General features: G+C 45.8%; 11 protein-coding genes. 7 read left to right on the top strand and 4 right to left on the bottom strand.

Features of this window, described 5'->3' with window-relative positions; genetic code table 11:
• The 5 genes from NG795_RS27795 to NG795_RS27775 form a co-directional block, all read left to right on the top strand.
• Positions 1 to 275: hypothetical protein (locus NG795_RS27795; RefSeq protein ID WP_367291839.1), on the top strand; the 275-nt coding region annotated here is incomplete at its 5' end.
• A 269-nt stretch (positions 276 to 544) separates the two neighbouring features.
• On the top strand, positions 545 to 3874 hold the full coding sequence (locus tag NG795_RS27790) for a phytanoyl-CoA dioxygenase family protein (protein ID WP_367291838.1): 3330 nt from the start codon (positions 545 to 547) through the stop codon (positions 3872 to 3874).
• Between the two features lie 442 nt (positions 3875 to 4316).
• Entirely contained in the window at positions 4317 to 4595 is a 279-nt protein-coding gene (locus NG795_RS27785; protein WP_367291837.1) for a hypothetical protein, read from the top strand.
• Between the two features lie 184 nt (positions 4596 to 4779).
• Positions 4780 to 7083 carry a glycosyltransferase family 4 protein gene (locus NG795_RS27780; RefSeq protein ID WP_367291836.1) on the top strand — a complete coding sequence of 768 codons (2304 nt, stop codon included), beginning with the start codon at positions 4780 to 4782 and terminating at the stop codon, positions 7081 to 7083.
• 184 nt (positions 7084 to 7267) lie between these two features.
• Complete coding sequence (locus NG795_RS27775) at positions 7268 to 9655, top strand: glycosyltransferase (RefSeq protein WP_367291835.1); 2388 nt, start codon at positions 7268 to 7270, stop codon at positions 9653 to 9655.
• Positions 9656 to 9676: 21 nt separating this feature from the next.
• Here NG795_RS27775 and NG795_RS27770 read toward each other — a convergent pair whose 3' ends face one another.
• The 3 genes from NG795_RS27770 to NG795_RS27760 all read right to left on the bottom strand — a co-directional run bounded on the left by NG795_RS27770 (position 9677) and on the right by NG795_RS27760 (position 17150).
• The gene (locus NG795_RS27770) at positions 9677 to 11119 is read right to left on the bottom strand and encodes a tetratricopeptide repeat-containing sulfotransferase family protein (RefSeq protein ID WP_367291834.1); all 1443 of its coding nucleotides are present in this window, start codon (positions 11117 to 11119) and stop codon (positions 9677 to 9679) included.
• Positions 11120 to 11139: 20 nt separating this feature from the next.
• Positions 11140 to 15903, bottom strand: a complete 4764-nt coding sequence (locus NG795_RS27765) for a tetratricopeptide repeat protein (protein WP_367291833.1) — start codon at positions 15901 to 15903, stop codon at positions 11140 to 11142.
• A gap of 98 nt (positions 15904 to 16001) precedes the next feature.
• Entirely contained in the window at positions 16002 to 17150 is a 1149-nt protein-coding gene (locus tag NG795_RS27760; RefSeq protein WP_367291832.1) for a calcium-binding protein, read from the bottom strand.
• A gap of 521 nt (positions 17151 to 17671) precedes the next feature.
• Between NG795_RS27760 and NG795_RS27755 the strand changes: the two genes are divergently transcribed.
• A complete protein-coding gene (locus NG795_RS27755; RefSeq protein ID WP_367291831.1) occupies positions 17672 to 17896 on the top strand; it encodes a hypothetical protein in 225 nt (74 codons plus the stop codon).
• Positions 17897 to 18063: 167 nt separating this feature from the next.
• On the opposite strand, the gene NG795_RS27750 is transcribed toward NG795_RS27755, so the two are convergent.
• On the bottom strand, positions 18064 to 18186 hold the full coding sequence (locus tag NG795_RS27750; RefSeq protein ID WP_367291830.1) for a hypothetical protein: 123 nt from the start codon (positions 18184 to 18186) through the stop codon (positions 18064 to 18066).
• On the opposite strand from NG795_RS27750, the gene NG795_RS27745 reads away from it, so the two are divergent.
• Positions 18185 to 18322, top strand: a complete 138-nt coding sequence (locus NG795_RS27745; RefSeq protein ID WP_367291829.1) for a hypothetical protein — start codon at positions 18185 to 18187, stop codon at positions 18320 to 18322. The genes NG795_RS27750 and NG795_RS27745 overlap by 2 nt on opposite strands.
• Positions 18323 to 18640: the final 318 nt, after the last annotated feature.

The raw sequence follows: 18640 nt of genomic DNA, 5'->3' as shown, positions 1-18640 counted from the left end.
ACTTTATGTTTGATGTTCGGGTTACTCATGAGACTCCTCAAAGATATTTTACCCACTATTTTAGCTTAGACGCGCTAGTAGGGTGGGCATCGCCCACCAAATTACGGTGGCAATATATTGGGTTATGGTGGGCATCGCCCACCAAATCACGATTACGATATGTTGGGTTATGGTGGGCAATGCCCCATACGCATCAAGCTAACTTCTCAAACTCAAATCTGGCAATCTTTAGGGGCCATTTAGCCAGTCCGGGTCCGGCCCTCATGGCTCCCTAGTGGCCCCTAAAGCTAGGGGCTATATGCTCTCTATGGAATCAAGTAATCTTTAATTTTTTCTAAAAACCTAGACAGGGGGCGAATTTGGGTTTTAAAATAGCCATTTTACGGTCCACAACAAACCCATTTAGCCATGATTATCAATCCGTGGTCATTACCGACAATAATCAATAGGGTCAAAAATGATGAATTTGTGGGCAATGCCCACCCTACTAAGACTAAAAATTGTTGCTTTATGCTTCTTTAAGGATAAAATTTAACGAAAAATCATGGACAAAATGGACCAAAATGATGTACTTAAAATTTACGATCGCAACTACGCGCAAAACTACAACCAACGCTTTTTACTCAACGACCTATCAAAAATCGATGCTGACTTTGAGCAGGAAACCATCGCCCAACTTCTAGACGAAATCGGCGACAATCCCCTATGGCTCGATGTTGCCTGCGGTACGGGCTACTTTTTAAGTCGGTTTCCAGACGTTGAACGAGCTGGCTTAGATATTTCTCCGGCAATGTTAGAGGCTGCCCGACAAGCCAACCCTAATATCCCGCTCGTTCGAGGGGACTATAGAGATCGGCGACCCCAGTGGGAAGGTAAATGGGACTTAGTTTCCTCTATGTGGTGGGCTTATGGCTATGTCGAATCTCTTGCAGAACTCGAACAACTCGTTGCCAACTTTGCGGACTGGATATCCGATCGCGGTATTTGCTTTCTACCTGTATGCGAACCGGAATTAATCGGAACGGGAAAGCTCAAACTGCCCTATACCTATACCAATGCAGACCAATTAGGGGGGTATGGTGGTTCAATCCAATTTGAAGGCGTAATTTGGACGTGGATTGACGAGCGAACCGGCAACCGACATGAAAATATGATTGCTCCTCAACTAGAGTATATGGTGTCTCTATTTGAAAAATATTTTGATCGCGTTGAGGTCATCGAATATTCCGCATCAGTCAACAGTGAAAGGAAAGCAATTATTGCTCGTCAGAAGAAACAAAAAAACGATCGCAAACAGGCTAACTTCAATTCACTGAAATTAGTTCGCTTTCAAGAATGGTGGCTCTACAAAATCGCGCCCCTCCTCACCATCGCCTACGCCGAAACCCTCCTCCTCCAACTCCCCCCCACCACCGCCACCCCCACCACCCTCACCGCACTCCTCTCTATTGCCTCCGTTGCCGCCTACGGCTACCTCCTCAACGACATCTGCGACATCGAAACCGACCAAAAAGCTAACAAACCCAACGCCGCCGCCAACCTCCAACCCTGGCAACGCCTCCTCCTGTGCCTCCTCTTCCTGAGCATCGGCTTCGCTGCCCCCCTCCTCACCCACCTCGGCACGATTCCTCTCGCCCTCCTCGCCGCCAACTACCTGCTCCCCACCCTCTACTCCGTCCCGCCCCTGCGCCTGAAAGAACGGGGCATCTGGGGCATCCTCAGCGATGCTGCTGGAGCGCACCTCGTCCCCACCCTCTTCGTCGCTGCCACCGTCCTCAGCCACACCCCCGACCCACCCCGCAACGCCCTCCTCTTCACCGGAATTGCCGCCGCCCATGCCTTTTTCATCGGGCTACGCGGCATTTTGCTGCACCAACTCTGGGATCGCGCCAATGACCTCAACGCCGGAATCACCACCTTTGTCACCCAACGCCCCCCCGAAACCGTCAAAACGTTGATTAATCGCCTCGTCTTCCCCGTTGAACTCCTCTTACTCAGTGGTGTTGCCCTGCTCCTCTGCCAGTCCACCCCCCCATTAACCGCCTTTTTTGTCGTCTATCTGCTCCTCACCGCCGTTAACATCAAAACCGCCCCCTATCCTTTCACTTCCTCACCGCCCAAAAATCAAAACATCATCCCCCATGACCTCTATGAGGTCTGGCTTCCCCTTGCCCTTGCCATCACCCTCGCGGTGCAAAATCCCCAGTTCTTCGTTTTGGTGGCACTCACGGCAATGTTGTTCTACCCGTCGATTAAAGTTCGCATCACACAACTATTCCAGGTCATCAAAGCCGGATTTACGCCCATGCCAAACCCCACCCCGTCCACTACTGAAGCACCTCGTCCCACCAATGTCGCGCCGTTAACACCAGCCATGCAGCAGCAGCTAGAGACCGAGGGGTATGTGGTGCTGGAGGACTTTTTAACGCCGGATGAATTGGAGGATTTACGGGAACTGGTTAGTGCTGTTTCACTGCCAGATAATGGAATTGCTCTCTCGCATTACACAATCTTTAATTTGGATAATGAAGGATTCCGGCAACACCACAGTAATCGTATCAAAGCAGTTGTCAATCCAAAGCTAACGAGACTATTGCCAAGTCATCGCGCTGCTGTTGGCACTTGGTATCTTAAATCTCCCAATTCAAGTACAAATCCAACTCTACTACATCAAGATAACTCTGCCACTTGCGAACCCGAAAGTCTCTCCTATGGCATCTGGTGTCCCCTCATCGATGTTGATCCTAGTAACGGTTGCTTGCACGTTGTCAAAGGTAGCCATCTCCTCAACGCACAAACCAGAGTCTTTTCGCCCTTTTCGCCTTTCCCCTACAGCGACGACATTGCCACCCTGCTTACCGAGCAATATCTCACCCCTATCCTCCTCAAAGCCGGACAAGCCATCCTCTATGACAAACGGCTCTTTCATAGTGCATCCCCCAACACTCAAAACCAAGAACGAGTGGCAATTACTTGTTTAATTGCCCCGCAAAATACCTTAACTCACTTCGGCTACCAAGAATCCGCACAGTCTGAGACCCTCGAACTCTATGCAGTGGAAGATGACTTTTATCACCGCTATATTGTCGGCGAAAAACCCAGTGGTGATGGCGTAACCCTGATCAAAACCGAACCCTACACCTACGACCCCCTGACCCCCGAACTCATTGCCGCAAAACTCGACCCCCTCCACCCCGATCGCACCATTTCCCGTCTCAAAACCCAACTCGCCGAACAACAACGCCAACACCAAACCCAACGCGACACCCTGCAACAGCAACTCCAGGAAACCCAAGCCCACCTGGAACAGTCCCGCAGTCAACTGCAACGGGAGTTAAGTGCATTTAACGAACAACTGCACCAAAGTCAAGTTGAATTAGAACAACTGAAAATCCAACTCAACCAAACCCAAACCGACCTGGAACAGTCCCGTAGTCAACTGCAACGGGAGTTAAGTGCATCTAACGAACAACTGCACCAAAAAACTACCGAATTAGCCACCTTAAAAGAAGACTATTCCCAGACCCAAGCAGAACTCGAACACCTCCGAGAACAATTGCAAACCACTCAAACCCAATTGCAACAAACCCAAACTGAATTAGAGCGAGAACGCACACAATTACAGGAAAACCAGGCAAAATTCGCGCAATTAAAGTTGCAAGAACAGCAAACTCAGAGCGAAATACAACAGTCTCAACAACAGCTACAACAAACCCAATCCGAATTACAAATATCTGAAGCACAACGGCAGCAAATGCAAGCTCTTTTAGAAGAGTCTCAAGCTGAATTGTCCGAAAAAACCGCAGAATTGAATCAGATAAAATCCGAGCAACACCAAGCTCGATTGGCGGAGATTATTCGCAGGCGATTATAAAGTGTGGGAGGTGTGGGAGAGTGTGGGGGGAGGATAGATAACAAATAACAAATAACAAATAACGCACATCCCATTTTTTGTTATGGGGCGATCGTCAAGTCATTTCGGTAGGAGATAGCCTATAAAAATACTGGGTTGTCTTCGGTGCATTACGAACGCTATTGCAAATAGCGAGTCTTGCGTGCCGCAAAGCGCATGGACGATGGCGGCCCCGTTCTCGTTGGCGGCCCACCGGGAGAGGGTCCATCGGGTGAGGGATTCGGTGCAAGACGCGCTATCTGCGATAGAATTAATAATTAAGTTTTCGTGCCAATGAAAACACATTCGCTATCGGTTTTAAAATGATGCTAGTATTGTTTGATGCCAGGGATTGCCAGATTTGCTACTCATGAAGTCGAGCAATTGATTAATCATCTTTAAAGACTAAAAAACAGGGATAATAATGATGACACAGGCTATTTTTTGGACAGTGGAAGAATTGGCGCAAAGAGCCAAACAATTTTACGAGAAGGGCATTCGCCAACAAGTTGAATCGGGGGAAAACATTGGTAAAATGATTGTAATTGATGCGGAAACCGGCGAATATGGAATTGATAAAAATGGCGTAGAGACCGCCTTAAAATTTAAGCAAAAAAAACCTAATGCCAGATTGTTTACGATGCGAATTGGGTATGATGTGGCAATTGGCTTTGGTGGGGCTAGTGGGAGGATCGTGGAATGATTTACGGAAAATTAGTTGATGGAAAAGCAACCGTCCCAGTAGTGTTTTGTTTACCCGGACAGCCAGATTTTTCGATAAATTTTGTCATTGATATTAAAATTTCTGATTAGATTAATCAATGGAATGCCAAGACACAGCCTACTGAATGACTACCGCATTACCGGACTACGCTAATAAAATAAAAATGAATCAGCACGAATTGCTCGCGAAAACAAACATTTTGGCAACCGATTGGGAGAAGGAGTTTACTGTCCGCTTTCAAGCAACCTTCGAGGAAAAATTATCACCAGCCCCGGAAAATGTAGCGATTTTGGTGACTTCGGAATATGAAGGTATTTTCAAAAATGGGGGCATTGGTACTTATTATAAAACCTTAAGCGAAAAATTATCCAGTCAAGGTCTATATATTATTTTAATTCTCTGTCAAACGGAAAAAGAGTTTGAGGGAGAATCGTCGGTTGCCCCGGTTCAGCATATTTTTTCTACCCATGAAGCGGAAAAAATTTTACAGCTACAGCGGATTCACCAAGGGATTTTATCGGGGTTTCAGCAATGGGAATGGGTAGAGTCAGAAAGTTATCGAATTCTGTTTTTTGTGCAGGCGATCGCCGCTCATTTCCGTCAGTCTCCTATTTATGTGGAATTTCCCGATTTGTGCGGACTGGGATATCGGACAATTCAAGCCAAACGTGCGGGTTTGTTGGGGCAACATTGCGTGACAGCCGTGACCCTGCACAGCGGTCAAGAGTGGTTAAATGAAGCCCATGAAAAATATAGTTTATATCCGGGATGGAATTGGTTTGGAAATGTCTATGGTTACGAGCAGTATTGCTGTGAAAATGCCGATTTAGCTTTTTTCCTGTCTTGGTTTATGGCGGAAAAAGTGAAAAGTTATGGCTGGAATATGACCCATGCTATTCATTTGCCCTACTGTTTCCCGATTGTGCCAGCTTTGGATAAAAAACGACCGATGTTAAACCGGGTTGGTTTGAATCTTAAACGGCAACAAATCCCGATCGTCTTTTTTGGTCGCTTGGAAGAACGGAAAGGACTGCTGACGTTTATTGAGGCGATCGCGCATATTACCCAGCAATTTGCCGATGAGGAAATTAGCCAGCAACTTTACCTGTTATTTTTAGGAAAAACTGTCACCCTTCATGCCCCGGAAACCGAGCAACAAGACAGTCAACACTATATCGAGCGGAAGCTCAATAATAAATTTAATTATACCATCATCTCGGACTTATTTAGCCAGGAAGCGATCGCCCTGGTGCAAGAATTAGCACCGGCGATCGTTTGCCTGACCAGTCCCCAAGAAAACTTTCCCAATAGTGCCTTGGAAATGGGGCAATTACCCGTGAGTTTGGTTGTCTCAGATACCGGAGGTTTTCGAGAAACCTTAAACTTAATTGAGCGCTCGGATAAGGTGCGATGGTTTGAACCGGGAAACTCCCAATCTCTGGCAGCAGAAATTGCCAATGCGATCGAGGTTTATCCTGAAATTCCCGCTGTTGCTAAACCAGAGTTTTTGGCAGCAGTGAATCAATCTTTGCTGAACCAACGGCTAGAGTATATGAAACAAGCTTTTACTCAAGGAACTGTCACTAAACAGCAGCTATCTAGTCCAGAATCATATTCTCGGCTATTAGGGATGACCTCAGATCCAGAGCAAATTTTTTTGCAAGATTATGGCCAAAATATTTATTCTGGTCAAGGGGAAATCATTGATTTAGGATGTTGGTTAGGGTCGGCAACCATTTCTCTGGCTAAGGGATTAGAAAAAAATCGTCGGGTTGCCCTGAAATACAAACGGATTCACGCTTACGATTTATTTATTTGGCATCCATATATGGAACAAACGGTGAAAGGGACTTCCCTGGAAGGTCAATATCAACCGGGAGATAGCTTTTTGGATGAATTTACTCGCAGAATTAGCCCCTGGAGTCCCTCGATAAAAGTTTATCCTGGAGATGTGACTCAGATGGGTTGGAACGGTGGGGCGATCGAATATTTATTTGTGGATGCGATGAAAAGCTGGGAACTCACAAAAAACATTTTTTTGAATTTTTACTGTGATTTAGTTCCCGGCGTATCACTCGTTCATTATAATGATTTCGCTCATTATGCCACGGCTTGGATACATTTATTAATTTACAAACTGAGACCCTACTTTAAACACCATTGTAATCTTTACCAAGCGGCAGTGTTTCAATATGTTAAGCCCTTACCAAAGAATACTTTAATTTTAAAGTTAGATCAACCATTTAGTATATTTTCTACGGAAGATGTGCATCAGGCGTTTGCATACTCGTTGCCAATTTGTCATGATAAATTACGTCCGAATATTGCGGCGGCTAAAGTGATGGCTTTTATTTATTTAGGAGATATAGACCAAGCTAAACAGGAATTGATTAAAGCTAGAGAAATGTTTGGCAATGCGGGCGATATTCCTCTCGTGGCAGAACAAATATCCCGGAGAACCCTGTAGGGGTGATTCGCGAATCACCCCTACAACATACAGCCGACTCCACAGGTAGGGTGAGCAAAATTTTGCCCACCCTACTCGCAGAAGTGAATGATAGGACAAGGCAACAGTAGTAGGACACCGTATTGCGGTATCCCTACGCAAGGTTATTTGAAGTTTGTGTTATTTAATGAATGTTCTTAACGATATGAAAAATTTACTTACCCATATCTTGTCCCCTGACCATTCTCAAGTCCATTTTCAACCTCAATTGCAACCAAATTTCAATGCTTCTGCCCAAAAGGTAGCCATTTTAGCCACTAGCGAATTTGAAGGATTTTATAAAAATGGTGGCATCGGCACTTATTATCACGCATTAAGCCAACATTTAGCCGCCGATGGTTGGTCTATTATCCTCTTACTGTGCCAGAATGACACCGAGTTTGGGGGAAAATCTCAAGTCCCCAATCTTCAGCATATTTTTTCTACGGGAGAAGTGGATAAGGTATTAAATCTTCAGCCGATTCACCGCGCTATTTTAGCCCAAAGTCAGAAACAGACGATCGCCCAATGGTTTGACTATGAAAGTTTGTGCTGTTTGTTCTTTACTCAGGCAATTTTAGCCAGTTTCCCAGAGGCAGTGGTTTATGTGGAATTTCCCGCAATTTGGGGATTCGGGTATCGCACCATTCAGGCAAAAAAATCCGGGGTGTTGCCTAATCGTTGTCTGATTGGAGTCACAGATCATGGTGGGTTTGAATGGTTGCGAGAAACCAATCATCGATATGCAGTGGATCATCCCCATTGGTTTTGGCAAGCGTATCATTATGAGCAATATTCTTATGAAAATGCTGATGTTACTTATTTTCCCTCCCACTTTCTCAAGTCTAAGGTAGAAAGTTATGGCTGGAAAACATCCCAGGCGGTTCATTTGCCTTATTTTATTCCGATTGTAAATTTAGCCGCTCAAAAATATGATGTAAGGACGATTCGCGAATCATTGGGCGATGTAGGGGCACTCATAGAATCGCCCCTACAGGATCCCCAAAAAATACCTCTGGTATTTTTCGGTCGTTTAGAGGAAAGAAAAGGACTCTGTACTTTTGTGGAAGCACTCCAGTCCCTTAGCCCCAATATTTCTGAGAAACTGGAGATTATTTTTCTGGGTAAAATCGTTCAATTGGAATCTACGCAGCTTAAAGGCTTGGATAGCCAGCAGTATATTGATGGGGCTTTGAAGGGAAAAATTTCTTATCAGATTTTGCCCAACTTATCGAGTTTAGAGGCAATTGAGTTAGTCAGCCAGCTACCCATGCCCATAGTCTGCCTTTGCAGTCTCCAAGAAAACTTTCCCAATACCGCTTTAGAAATGGGACAGTTAACCGTTAGGTTAGTGGTTTCAGATACAGGAGGATTTCAAGAAACCTTAAACTTAATTTCAAGAACCGATGGTGTGCGCTGGTTTGAGCCAGAAAACGTCACATCCCTGGCTACCTCCATCGGTGAAGTCATCTCAGCACCTCCGGAAATGCCAGTAATTCCTGAACGGGCGTTTTTGGAAACAGTGAATCAAAAGTTACTTAACCAGAGGCTTGAATATATGACCGAAGCATTTATTAAATCAGCTCCCAAAGAACCCAAAAGTCCCCGCGTAACCATAGGCGTGACTTGTTTTTCAGACGATGGAAAAGTTTTGGATTGTCTAGAAAGTCTGGCAGGACAAAGTTATCAAAATATAGAAGTTATTGTTTTGTACAAAAATTCAGCAGGAAAACCCATACCAGAGGCAATCGCTCGCGCTAAGGTACAGTTTTCCAGCTATCAGTTTATCGAGTCCAATGTAAATCAGACTTTGGGAGCGGCTTATAATCGATTGGTAGAACTGGCGACGGGCAAATATTTCTTACAGTTTGCCAGCGATTGCATTGCGCTACCTCTTATGGTAGAAAAATTTGTCACAGCGGCTTGTGAATCCGATTCTGTAGCTGTGGTTTGTCCAGACATGAAGCTGGACCACAATTTTGAAGTGAGCAATTTGAATGATGGCTCTTTACTCAAGTTACTGGAATTTAACTACAATCGCGATTTGTGCGCTCTATTTGCGGTGGAGTTGCTGCGGGAGTTTCGGTATTCTGAGGTGAGGGATTTACTAGGGTTAAATTGGCATATTTTAGGGGCGGCGATCGCCACGGGTAAAGAGATTGCCTACTATCCTTATCCTCTCTACCTCTCTGATTCCCCCGGTGCGCTCAGTATTAACCCAGAAAAATTCCCAAAAGAGCGGTACTATTTGCGTCAATATTTGTCTCAAATCGAGGCTTGTCGGTGGAATCAGCGCCAACTCCATCTCCTCCTCACCTGTGTTGAGCAACTTTGGCAATCAGAAACACAAAAGCAAGGCAAAATCTGGCAAATTCAGCAAGAGAAAAATCGATACCAGGCTCTAGCCTCCCAATCCCAAGCTTGGATGCAAACTGCGCTGCAAACCCAAGACGAACTCGATCGCATACAATCTCAACTGCAAGAGGCGCAAGCTGAAATAGAGCGTGTGAAAGCGCAACTGGAGCAAGTGCAGCAGCAAACCCCTGTCCGATAAAGCCTTGCCGTAAAAAATAAATTAATCCCAGTTAAATGTCATCCCGAGATATTCCTCTAACTTCTGATTATGGGGGCGGAAAAAATCGGCTAACCTCTGCCGCAGATTGTCATCGATCGGATTATAAGCCCCAGGATTGTAATTCGGATACTCTGGCAAGGCATAATCTGGTACATCCAAAAACTCAAAAACCTGAGTTAGGGTAGCCGCGGGATTGGCATAAAAATCTTCACTTTGTAAAATTAAAAATTGTTCTCTGGGAAATACAGCCATCCATTTTTCTAAAAAGTAAACATATAAGCTAAATAATAAATAACCTTTTTCTGACTGCCAATAATTGAAGTCGGCTTGAGAAGGATCGGCAAGATTTCTAATGGCTTCAATTTCAGAGGTAATTGCTTCGGTAAAAGACCTTTTTTCTCTTCCATTTTTGAAATCCATTTGAAAATGAGAAAAAGAACGAAATAGGGGATTTCTTAAAACCAGAATTAACTTAATTTCAGGAAAAATACTAGCTATTTTTTTCTCTACGTCACCCGTAACAAAATACCAAGGAGTTGCTTCTCCAGTCAAAAAAGTAGATGTTTTGGGGATAGGGGGAAAATGAGATAAATACCAATCTAATCCCTTCTCAAAATTTTCATCGAAAAAACGAATTTCTTTTATAAGAGCGGGCAAAATCCTAGGATTCTGTGTTAGGTAATAATACAGAGAACTTGTCCCTCCTTTTCCAATACCCACAATTAAAAAGTTGGGGTCGCTTTGGTTTTGAGGATGGCAATCGATTTTAGCCAAGCCTGGGTGAGAACTGAGGAGTTTATTATAACTAGCAGTTTTGTAACAAAAAATCGCCTCTTCTATTTTTCCTTGTTGAGTCAACAGGTCTCCCAAACCAACGTAAGCTAGAGAAAAATCCGGTTTTTCTTTAATTATCTTCCGGTAGACACAAATTAATTTTTGGAGGGGATAAAGAGGATTTTTATCCAACAAAACTTTTTGATAGGCTTCACGAAATAGCGGTTTTGCATCCTTTAAATTTTCATACAAATACAGACAGTTGAGGTACAAATAAATAGCATCCTCCCACTGTTCTCTGTTTTCCCAAATTTCCCCCAACTTATAGTAAACCTTATAGGCGTCAGGTTTCAGCTCAATGGCACAACGGTAGGCAGGGATTGCCTCTTCTAGATTTCCTTCTTTGACAAAGAGATCGCCTAGGTTATTGTACAGTTCAAAAGCAGCATCAACTTGTCCTTGCTCTTGCAATACAAGCGCTAAAGTTTTTGAGGCATTTACCAAATTGGGTTCAATCTTGAGCGCTGTTTCACAAGCTGTGGCTGACTCCTGCAATTGACCCCGGTTGTAATAATATTCTGCTAACTGGCTGTAAACTTCAGCGTTATCTGGCTTAATTAGCAGGGCTTTTTTGTAATGATTAATTTTGCGATCGAGGAAGTCTGACATACAAGGGGTTCTCTCTACAGTTAGAAAATTCTTGGTTTAAGTTTAATGGCACGGCGATAACAGACTGTGGCTTCGTCAGTTTTACCTTGCGTGGCTAGAATATCGCCCAAATTTCTGTAAGACCAAGAGTAGTCTGGGTTTACCTCAATTGCCTTGCGGTAGGAGGCAATGGCTTGGTCTAGTTCCCCTTTACGGACTTGAACTTGAGCTAAGTTATGATAATGCCAAAATGAAGGAGAAGGATTGGTTTCAATGGCACGAGAGTAGCTGTCAATCGCTTCGTTGATCTGACCTTTTTCTGCTAAAATTTCGGCGATATGGTGATGAGACCAATAATGCTTGGGATCAACCTCAACAGCGCGGCGGTAGGCAGCAAACGCTCTTTCCGGGTCTTTTTTCTGAGCGAAAATTTTAGCTAATTGAAAGTAGATTTCTGGGTCATCGGGAAGTACGTCTATAGACCCTTTATAAATTGAAATTGCCTCATCTAAGCGATTGTCTTCCACCAACCTCTTACCCAATTCTAAGTAGCACCCTGGAGTATGCAGTTTAATGTTTAGGAACTGAAGCTCGGCCTCTACTTCATCCGGATTGGCTGTAATCGCCTGGCGATCCCAGTTAGCGGCTACATCTAAATCTAATCTGGCTCGTTCTCGGAAGGCACGTGCTAATTTCTTTTCAATTCCTGGTAGTTGGGGGTTAAGTTCTACCGCGCAACGATACACACTGACAGATTCTTCCCACCGTTGCAATTTTATCAGTACATCCCCTAAATTGTAATAAGACCAGGAGAACTCAGGATTTAAGGCGATCGCCCGACGATATGCGACAACTGCTTCCTCCCATTGTTGCAGTTTCGTCAGCGCATCCCCTAAATTATTATGGGACCAAGAATTATCGGCATTTAACGCGATCGCCTGCCGATAAGCAGTCGCCGCTTCCTCCCAGCGTTGCAGCTTTTGGAGTGCATCCCCAAGTTGATGATAGATTTCTGCCGAAGTTACCTTCAACTGAATTGCTTGCTGATAAGCGCCGATCGCCTCCTCCCAGCGTTCCAATTTTACCAACGCCTTCGCCAATCCATAATGCGATCCCCCATTCTCCGGTTTCACTGCGATCGCCTGTCGGTATGCCGTGATCGCCGCTTCCCACTCCTGTTGATTACTGAAAATTTCCCCCAGATTATGATAAGCGGGGGATAGCTGCGGATTTAACTCCACTGCCCGGTGATAACAGGCGATTGCCTCTTCTGACTTCCCTTCAATAATCAGACTATTCCCCAACTTCAAACAGTCCTCTGCCGTCATCTCCAGGGGTTCTAAACTCAATGCCCGATATCGACAAATTGCCGCATCTTGCGCTTTCCCAACTCGTTCTAACACCTTCGCCAAATTCCGATAAGCACCGGCAAAAGTGGGTTGCAGTTCTAGCGCCTTCTGATAGGCTAAAATTGCCCGATCCCAATTTTTCTGTTGCGCCAGTACAGTCCCCAGATTGCCATAGACTTCCGCAAAATCCGGCTGAATTTCTAGCGCTTTTAGATAGCACTGCTGTGCAGCTTCTAACTCTCTGAGCGCTAGTCTCGCATTTCCCAATATTTTATAAGCCAGTGCTAGATTCGGCTGTAGAGATACCGCCTTCTCAAGCGCTGCGATCGCCTCTGAGAATTTCCCCTTCTGATAATAATATTCCCCTAAATGCACCAATGCCTCAGCATCTTCAACCCAGGCATCACTTCCCGTTTTCTGCCCATTTCTCGGGCTGGCATCCTGCCGAAATTCCCCGCTTTTCATTCCTAACTCGACCGCTTTTCTCCCATAAATTGCCGCTTCCTCTACTTTACCCTGTCGCTTCAATGCTTCTTCTAAATTGTGATAAACCCCGACTAAATTCGGGTTTAACTCAAGCGCATATCGGTAACAGGCAATGGCGCGGGTCATCTCCCGCTGTTGCACCAGTGCATTCCCCAGATTCACGCATTCAACTGCCGAGAACTTCTCCGGCTCTAAACTCCAAGCCAAATACCAACAATCTGCCGCTTCTGCTGGTTTTTTTAACTGCGTCCAAACCTTGGCTAAATTCCGATACGCTCCCGCAAACTTCGGATTTATATTAATCGCTCGCTGATAACTAGCAATTGCCGCCTCCCACTGGCGTTGCTGCCCGTAAAGACTGCCCAAATTTGCATAAGCTGCGGCAAAATTTGGGTTAATTTTGAGGGCTTTTAAATAACTCTGTTGCGCCTCTTTTATCTTTCCTTTCCTCTGAAGGGCGGTCCCTAAATTTTTGTAGCTGGCGGCTGAATTAGGCTGAATCTGCATAGCTTTCAAACAGACCGATTCAGCCTCATCTAACTTTCCTTGGGCTAAATACACTTCGGCTTGTTGATTCAACTGTTCTGCCGCCGTTTCCGAGTTGAAAGTGGCTTGCATAGTGGGGGATACCGCTCCAGAGAAATTCGATTCTATTATACCAGCAAGTTTGAGCAGTGCGTGCAATCGCTCTACATTGATTTGAATATCTTCAGTTAGGGAGTTTTGGTACATGGCTTCTCGGATGGGATAGCAGGCAAACGCCTCCCCCATTAACGCATAATGGGACAATCCCAGGAGTTGACAAATAACGGCATAATAAGGTCTAACATAGTGGGGGGAAACCAGTTCAATCGCCTGAGTTCCTGGACGGCAAAACACTAAATTTGTTAATCCACTGCCATGAGGAGCGACTATTATTTTAGCCTGAGAAAATACCGCAATCTGTTCGGCAAAAGATAACGATTCGGTTTCAATGGGTTCAAAGCCAAACTGAGCTAAAAACTCGATAACTTCTTCTTCATTGATTAACCGCCGATTGCGGGCATTGTGGCGACGGATATAAATTCGTTCGGGGCGATCGCAATCCGATGCGGGAACCGAGTTGAGGAATGCCTGCCTCAGAAAAGTTAGGGCCCAAGGTTCTAACCACCCCAAATGTCCGGGAAACGAAGGAACAATTAGTCGGGTGGCGCTGATGTGGGGATAGCGATCGCTTTCGATAATCTTCGCTTCAGGAATCCCCAACCGTGCCAGGGTTTCTCGCTGAAACGGTTCATGGATACTATTGACTAAAAAATAATCGATTTCTTCCCAATTTATCCCAGCTTGCCGTAATATTTCTAGGCGAGGCAGGATATCCACAATCCAATGAAAATAGACGTTTCCAGAAAGTCCCGCTAACACCGCTACCGTCCCGTCAATTTCAGTTAAGGGAGGAACCTCTTCTACCTCAAAAATCTGATGTTCCGTTGGATCCTGTTTCTGACAACCGGGTAAAGCACCGGGATACTGGCGAGAAACGTCAGCGAGTAGATAGTTATCCGGAGTCACGACAGCGATCGCATTGCACACCATCCAGGAATTCGTTTGCGGTACAATCCACACCCGTCCCTGGGGCACCACCACCACAAATTGAGGCGGTGAATCCTGAGCGAGCGCCCTGCCATTTTGGCTGTCAAAATGATAGATATCACGTCCCATAAGAATCGGAGATAACTGCCGATAAATGCGATTCAGACAAGGCGCACAGTTCAATCCGCCACATTCTGAGGGAGTTCTGAGATCGTTCGGAAGGCTAACTGCGGGTCCAGTCCTTCTTAGGTGAATGGAGATATAATCACTCCCCTCAAATTTTACCGCCTCAATCCAGTCTCGGCTATTGAGATAAAATCCATCCGGTTGGATGGGGCGCTTCACCGCGATTCCCTCCCCATCGAAAGATTCCTCGGCGGTTCTCTTATCAAGTTCAGCCCTAATCTTATCCGGGGATAAACGCGGTTCCATCAGGGTTGCTATCGCAGAGACGACTGCCGCTGCATTGAATCGGTTTTGTTTCGCTAAACACTGACTCAATTGCCCGTAAAGGGTTAAATTCTTCGGGTTGATTTGTAACGATTGGTGATAGTAGCGTTCCGCCTTTTCATATCCCCCATATTGGAATAAAACATTTCCCCAATGCTGGTAAGTTTGGGCTATATGGCTATAAACTTCGGGAGAATCGGGATTCAATTGTAGTGCTTTGAGAAATGCAGCACAACTGATTTGAGCGCGATCGCGTTCGTCAAGGGGTCCGGGTCGATTTGGAATGGTTAAAGTGCGTTCCACCCAAGCGCAGTAAGATTCGACAAACGCTGGTTGCAAGGCGATCGCCGTTTGAAAGCACCTCATGGCGGCCTCTAACTGACCTGCTGCCATCAAAGAATAGCCGCAGTCGCTATAAGCTGAGGGATGATGGGGTTCCAGTTCGATACAGCGGTGGAAATAACGAGCTGCCTCGGCCTGTTGACCTTCAACCTGCCAAATTTTTCCGGCATTATAATAGGGTACAACCCAATCCGGCTGCAATGTGATCGCCTTGGCGTAGGCCGATAATGCTTCACCGGGTTTGCCTTGCGCTTGTAACGCTTGGCCGAGGTTGTTCTGTAACGTGGCCCAATTGGGATTAAGGGCGATCGCACGATGGTAAACGGCAATCGCTTCGGAGATTTTGTTTAACTTGACCAGAACGCAACCCAGGTTGCTATAAGCTTTAAGATAATCGGGTTTTAGCGCGATCGCGGTTTGATAACACCCTTGGGCATCCTCTAATTTCCCTTGGGCATTGAGGACCACTCCGAGATTGTAGTAAGATTGAGGATTATCGGCCTGTTGGGCGATCGCCTCAAGATAGCAACGCTGCGCCCCGAGCCAATCCCCCTGCTGGTAAAGTTTATTTCCTAAATCGTTATAACTTTCCGATTGGTTTTGCACCCTCAGTTTATCATCATCAAAAAATAAGACCGATTAGGGTAGACAATGAATGTCCACCCTAATTTTATTTCCTCTTTCGGTTCCTGCACCGGATCCATTTAGAAAATCTCAAAATTATCTGGATTGAGATCTAGATTCGGATCGATTTTTACCAATGGGACTTCATCCCCCGGATTGCTGCTGGGATTGTAGTACACCAACCCGCTAGTTTGGTCGTAAATAATTTTGGCTTCACTCGCCCCTTCGGCATTGGCATTGAACGCACTCGTCGCCGCAAAATTGGCTTGAGATAAAGTACCCGGTTGTAACTGAGCAAAGACTCGACTATCCAACTGAATTTTATCTTCCACCGGGGTAAAATCCGTAATGGTATCCAGACCAAAGATATTGCCATTTTCGGCATTAGCAACCGGCACGGCAGTTTCGCCCGCTTGTGGGAAATACTCGAAGCGGAACGTATCAGCCCCTTCGCCACCTGTTAAAATATCATTGCCGCGACCACCTACTAAGATATCGTTGCCACGACCACCATTGATAGAGTCATCACCTTGACCACCATCTATGGTATCGTCCCCCGGGCCACCATCTATGGTATCGTCCCCTTGGTTGCCGAAGATCAGATCGTTATCTTTGCCGCCGGATAAGGAATCTTTGCCCTCGCCGCCGGATACGGTGTCATTGCCTTCTTGGCCGGATACGGTGTCATTGCCTTTATCTCCAAAGAGCAAGTCTTCACCCAAACCTCCTTCAATCCAATCTTCGCCTTGACCGCCATAAGCAGTGTCGTCTCCTGCGTCACCCCGAATCGTATCTTGTCCTTGGTTGCCGTGGAGCAGGTTGTTATCGTTCCCACCACTAATATTATCATTACCTTCCCCGGCGAATACGGTGTCATTGCCAGCCAGGCCACCAATCAAATCATTGCCTTCGCTGCCGATGAATAGGTCATTATTAGCGGTGCCCGGTAAAAACTCAGATGTTGCCCGACCTTGAAATACGGCGGCAGCACCAAAGCGAGCTTGCAGTTGCGCGATCTCTTCGCTGCTAAGTCTGGGGAAATTCTCAGAGTTCCCGTTAGCCGGGACAGTCCCTGGCGAGGGTAGTGGAGAAGACCCTCCCGTGCCATCGCCTGGGGTACCTGCATCCACATCTTGAATATCCATTCCGCCAGACCCAGGCGGAGTGAATGGAACCAATGGCTGAATATCGCCTGCTGGAACGATTATTGGAGTTGTGACTTCTGACATAGAGTTGGGGAGTTAGGAATATAGTGCTGTGGTTACAAATGAAGGTACATTTAAATCCAGACAATCCGCTATGTTTTTTTACATTGGAGACAGACACCTTGATGTTTGAGACTCCTCAGTTATGCTCGTATAAGGCGAGAGCATTGGTGCACATTTCAATTCAGTTTAAACATTGTCCACCTTTTCTTAGGTCATAACATAATAATTGGCAAGAAAGTTCCAAATTATGAAATCTTCATAATTAAATGAGGTGAAATTTCTTAAGACACGACCAAATGTAGTATGAGAGTAGATACAGAGGAAAAAGGCTAAAAATCCTAAAAAATAGGGCATACAGCTCCCCTCATCCAAAAATTTTCCACTTTTTTCTCTATTAGCCCACCGAAAATGGAATGGCCCGATTTGCCGGCGGCTCCTTTCTTCGAGGCGCTCGGTCACTTAGCAGCAAGCTGATTGCCTGAGAGAATCACAAATACAACTGGCCCGGACACAACAAAGTGATCCTATTGGCGAGGAAAAATATGGCTCCTTCCTTTGCGGCTATCGGTTTAGTCGTTGACCGATTACTAAATAGGACTAACCTTCAGCGATCTACATTCACCAGCAACTTATCCGCAACAGGGACCGAAGCACCATCCTCTTCTAGCAAGCAAAATAGGACGTTATTCTGGAAGGGGCGAGATTCGAGCAACCCCAAGTCTTGCATTCGTCCCTTCAAAATGGTGATGCGATCGCCTCCTCAATAACTGTCGGTTGTGAAAAACCTGCCAGGGGAACCCTTCCGGACAGATTACCCTTCGGTCACCCTCATGTTAAAAAAATCTGAAGTTTTAGAGGCAATTAAGAGAGCACTGCTAAGCGACTCAGATTTAAGGAAGCCCGGGTGGTGGAGATCTCATAAACTTTATCGGAGTTAGACTGTATGGTTCAGACCAAAGGTGCGCTCGCCACCATCGGAGTCAGCCTGTTGGATTCCTGGGATGCGATCGCCATCACCGGACCCAGGTGATAAGCGAGTGCCTTCTAGGAACTTCATGGAAAACTTTCGAGTTAACCTCACCCTTGACGTTGGCAATAATCAACACCCCCAGCAAGTCCGGACCCAGAGTTGGTGCAATCTGCTATTTCGGGTCAATGGGCTGGGGGTGATTTCAATTCATGCGATCGCCTAGACTGTTGCAACTTAGTTTCAATCTGAGGGACCAAACTGCACCTAAAGGGAGGCGATGACTCGTTTCACTGCCGAATGGGTGCTGATATAAGCCAGTTCGCCGTCAACATTAGTTGCAGCCAATACCGCCAAATCGCGCTTCGGTGCGATCCAGACCAAAGCATGGTTTAGATTGTTGCTACCACTATGCCGCAATACGCCCCCTTGCCCGCCGTGGTGTCCGGTCGCGCTCCAGCCGAATGCATCCCACATTCCGCAGGTTGAATCAAGTCAGTAAATAATATTTCTGGCAGGAGGCCCCTAGGAACTGAAGGATCCA

The sequence above is a fragment of the Laspinema palackyanum D2c genome (assembly GCF_025370875.1).
GTDB lineage: Bacteria > Cyanobacteriota > Cyanobacteriia > Cyanobacteriales > Laspinemataceae > Laspinema > Laspinema palackyanum.
This window is presented reverse-complemented; position numbering and strand designations above follow the sequence as displayed.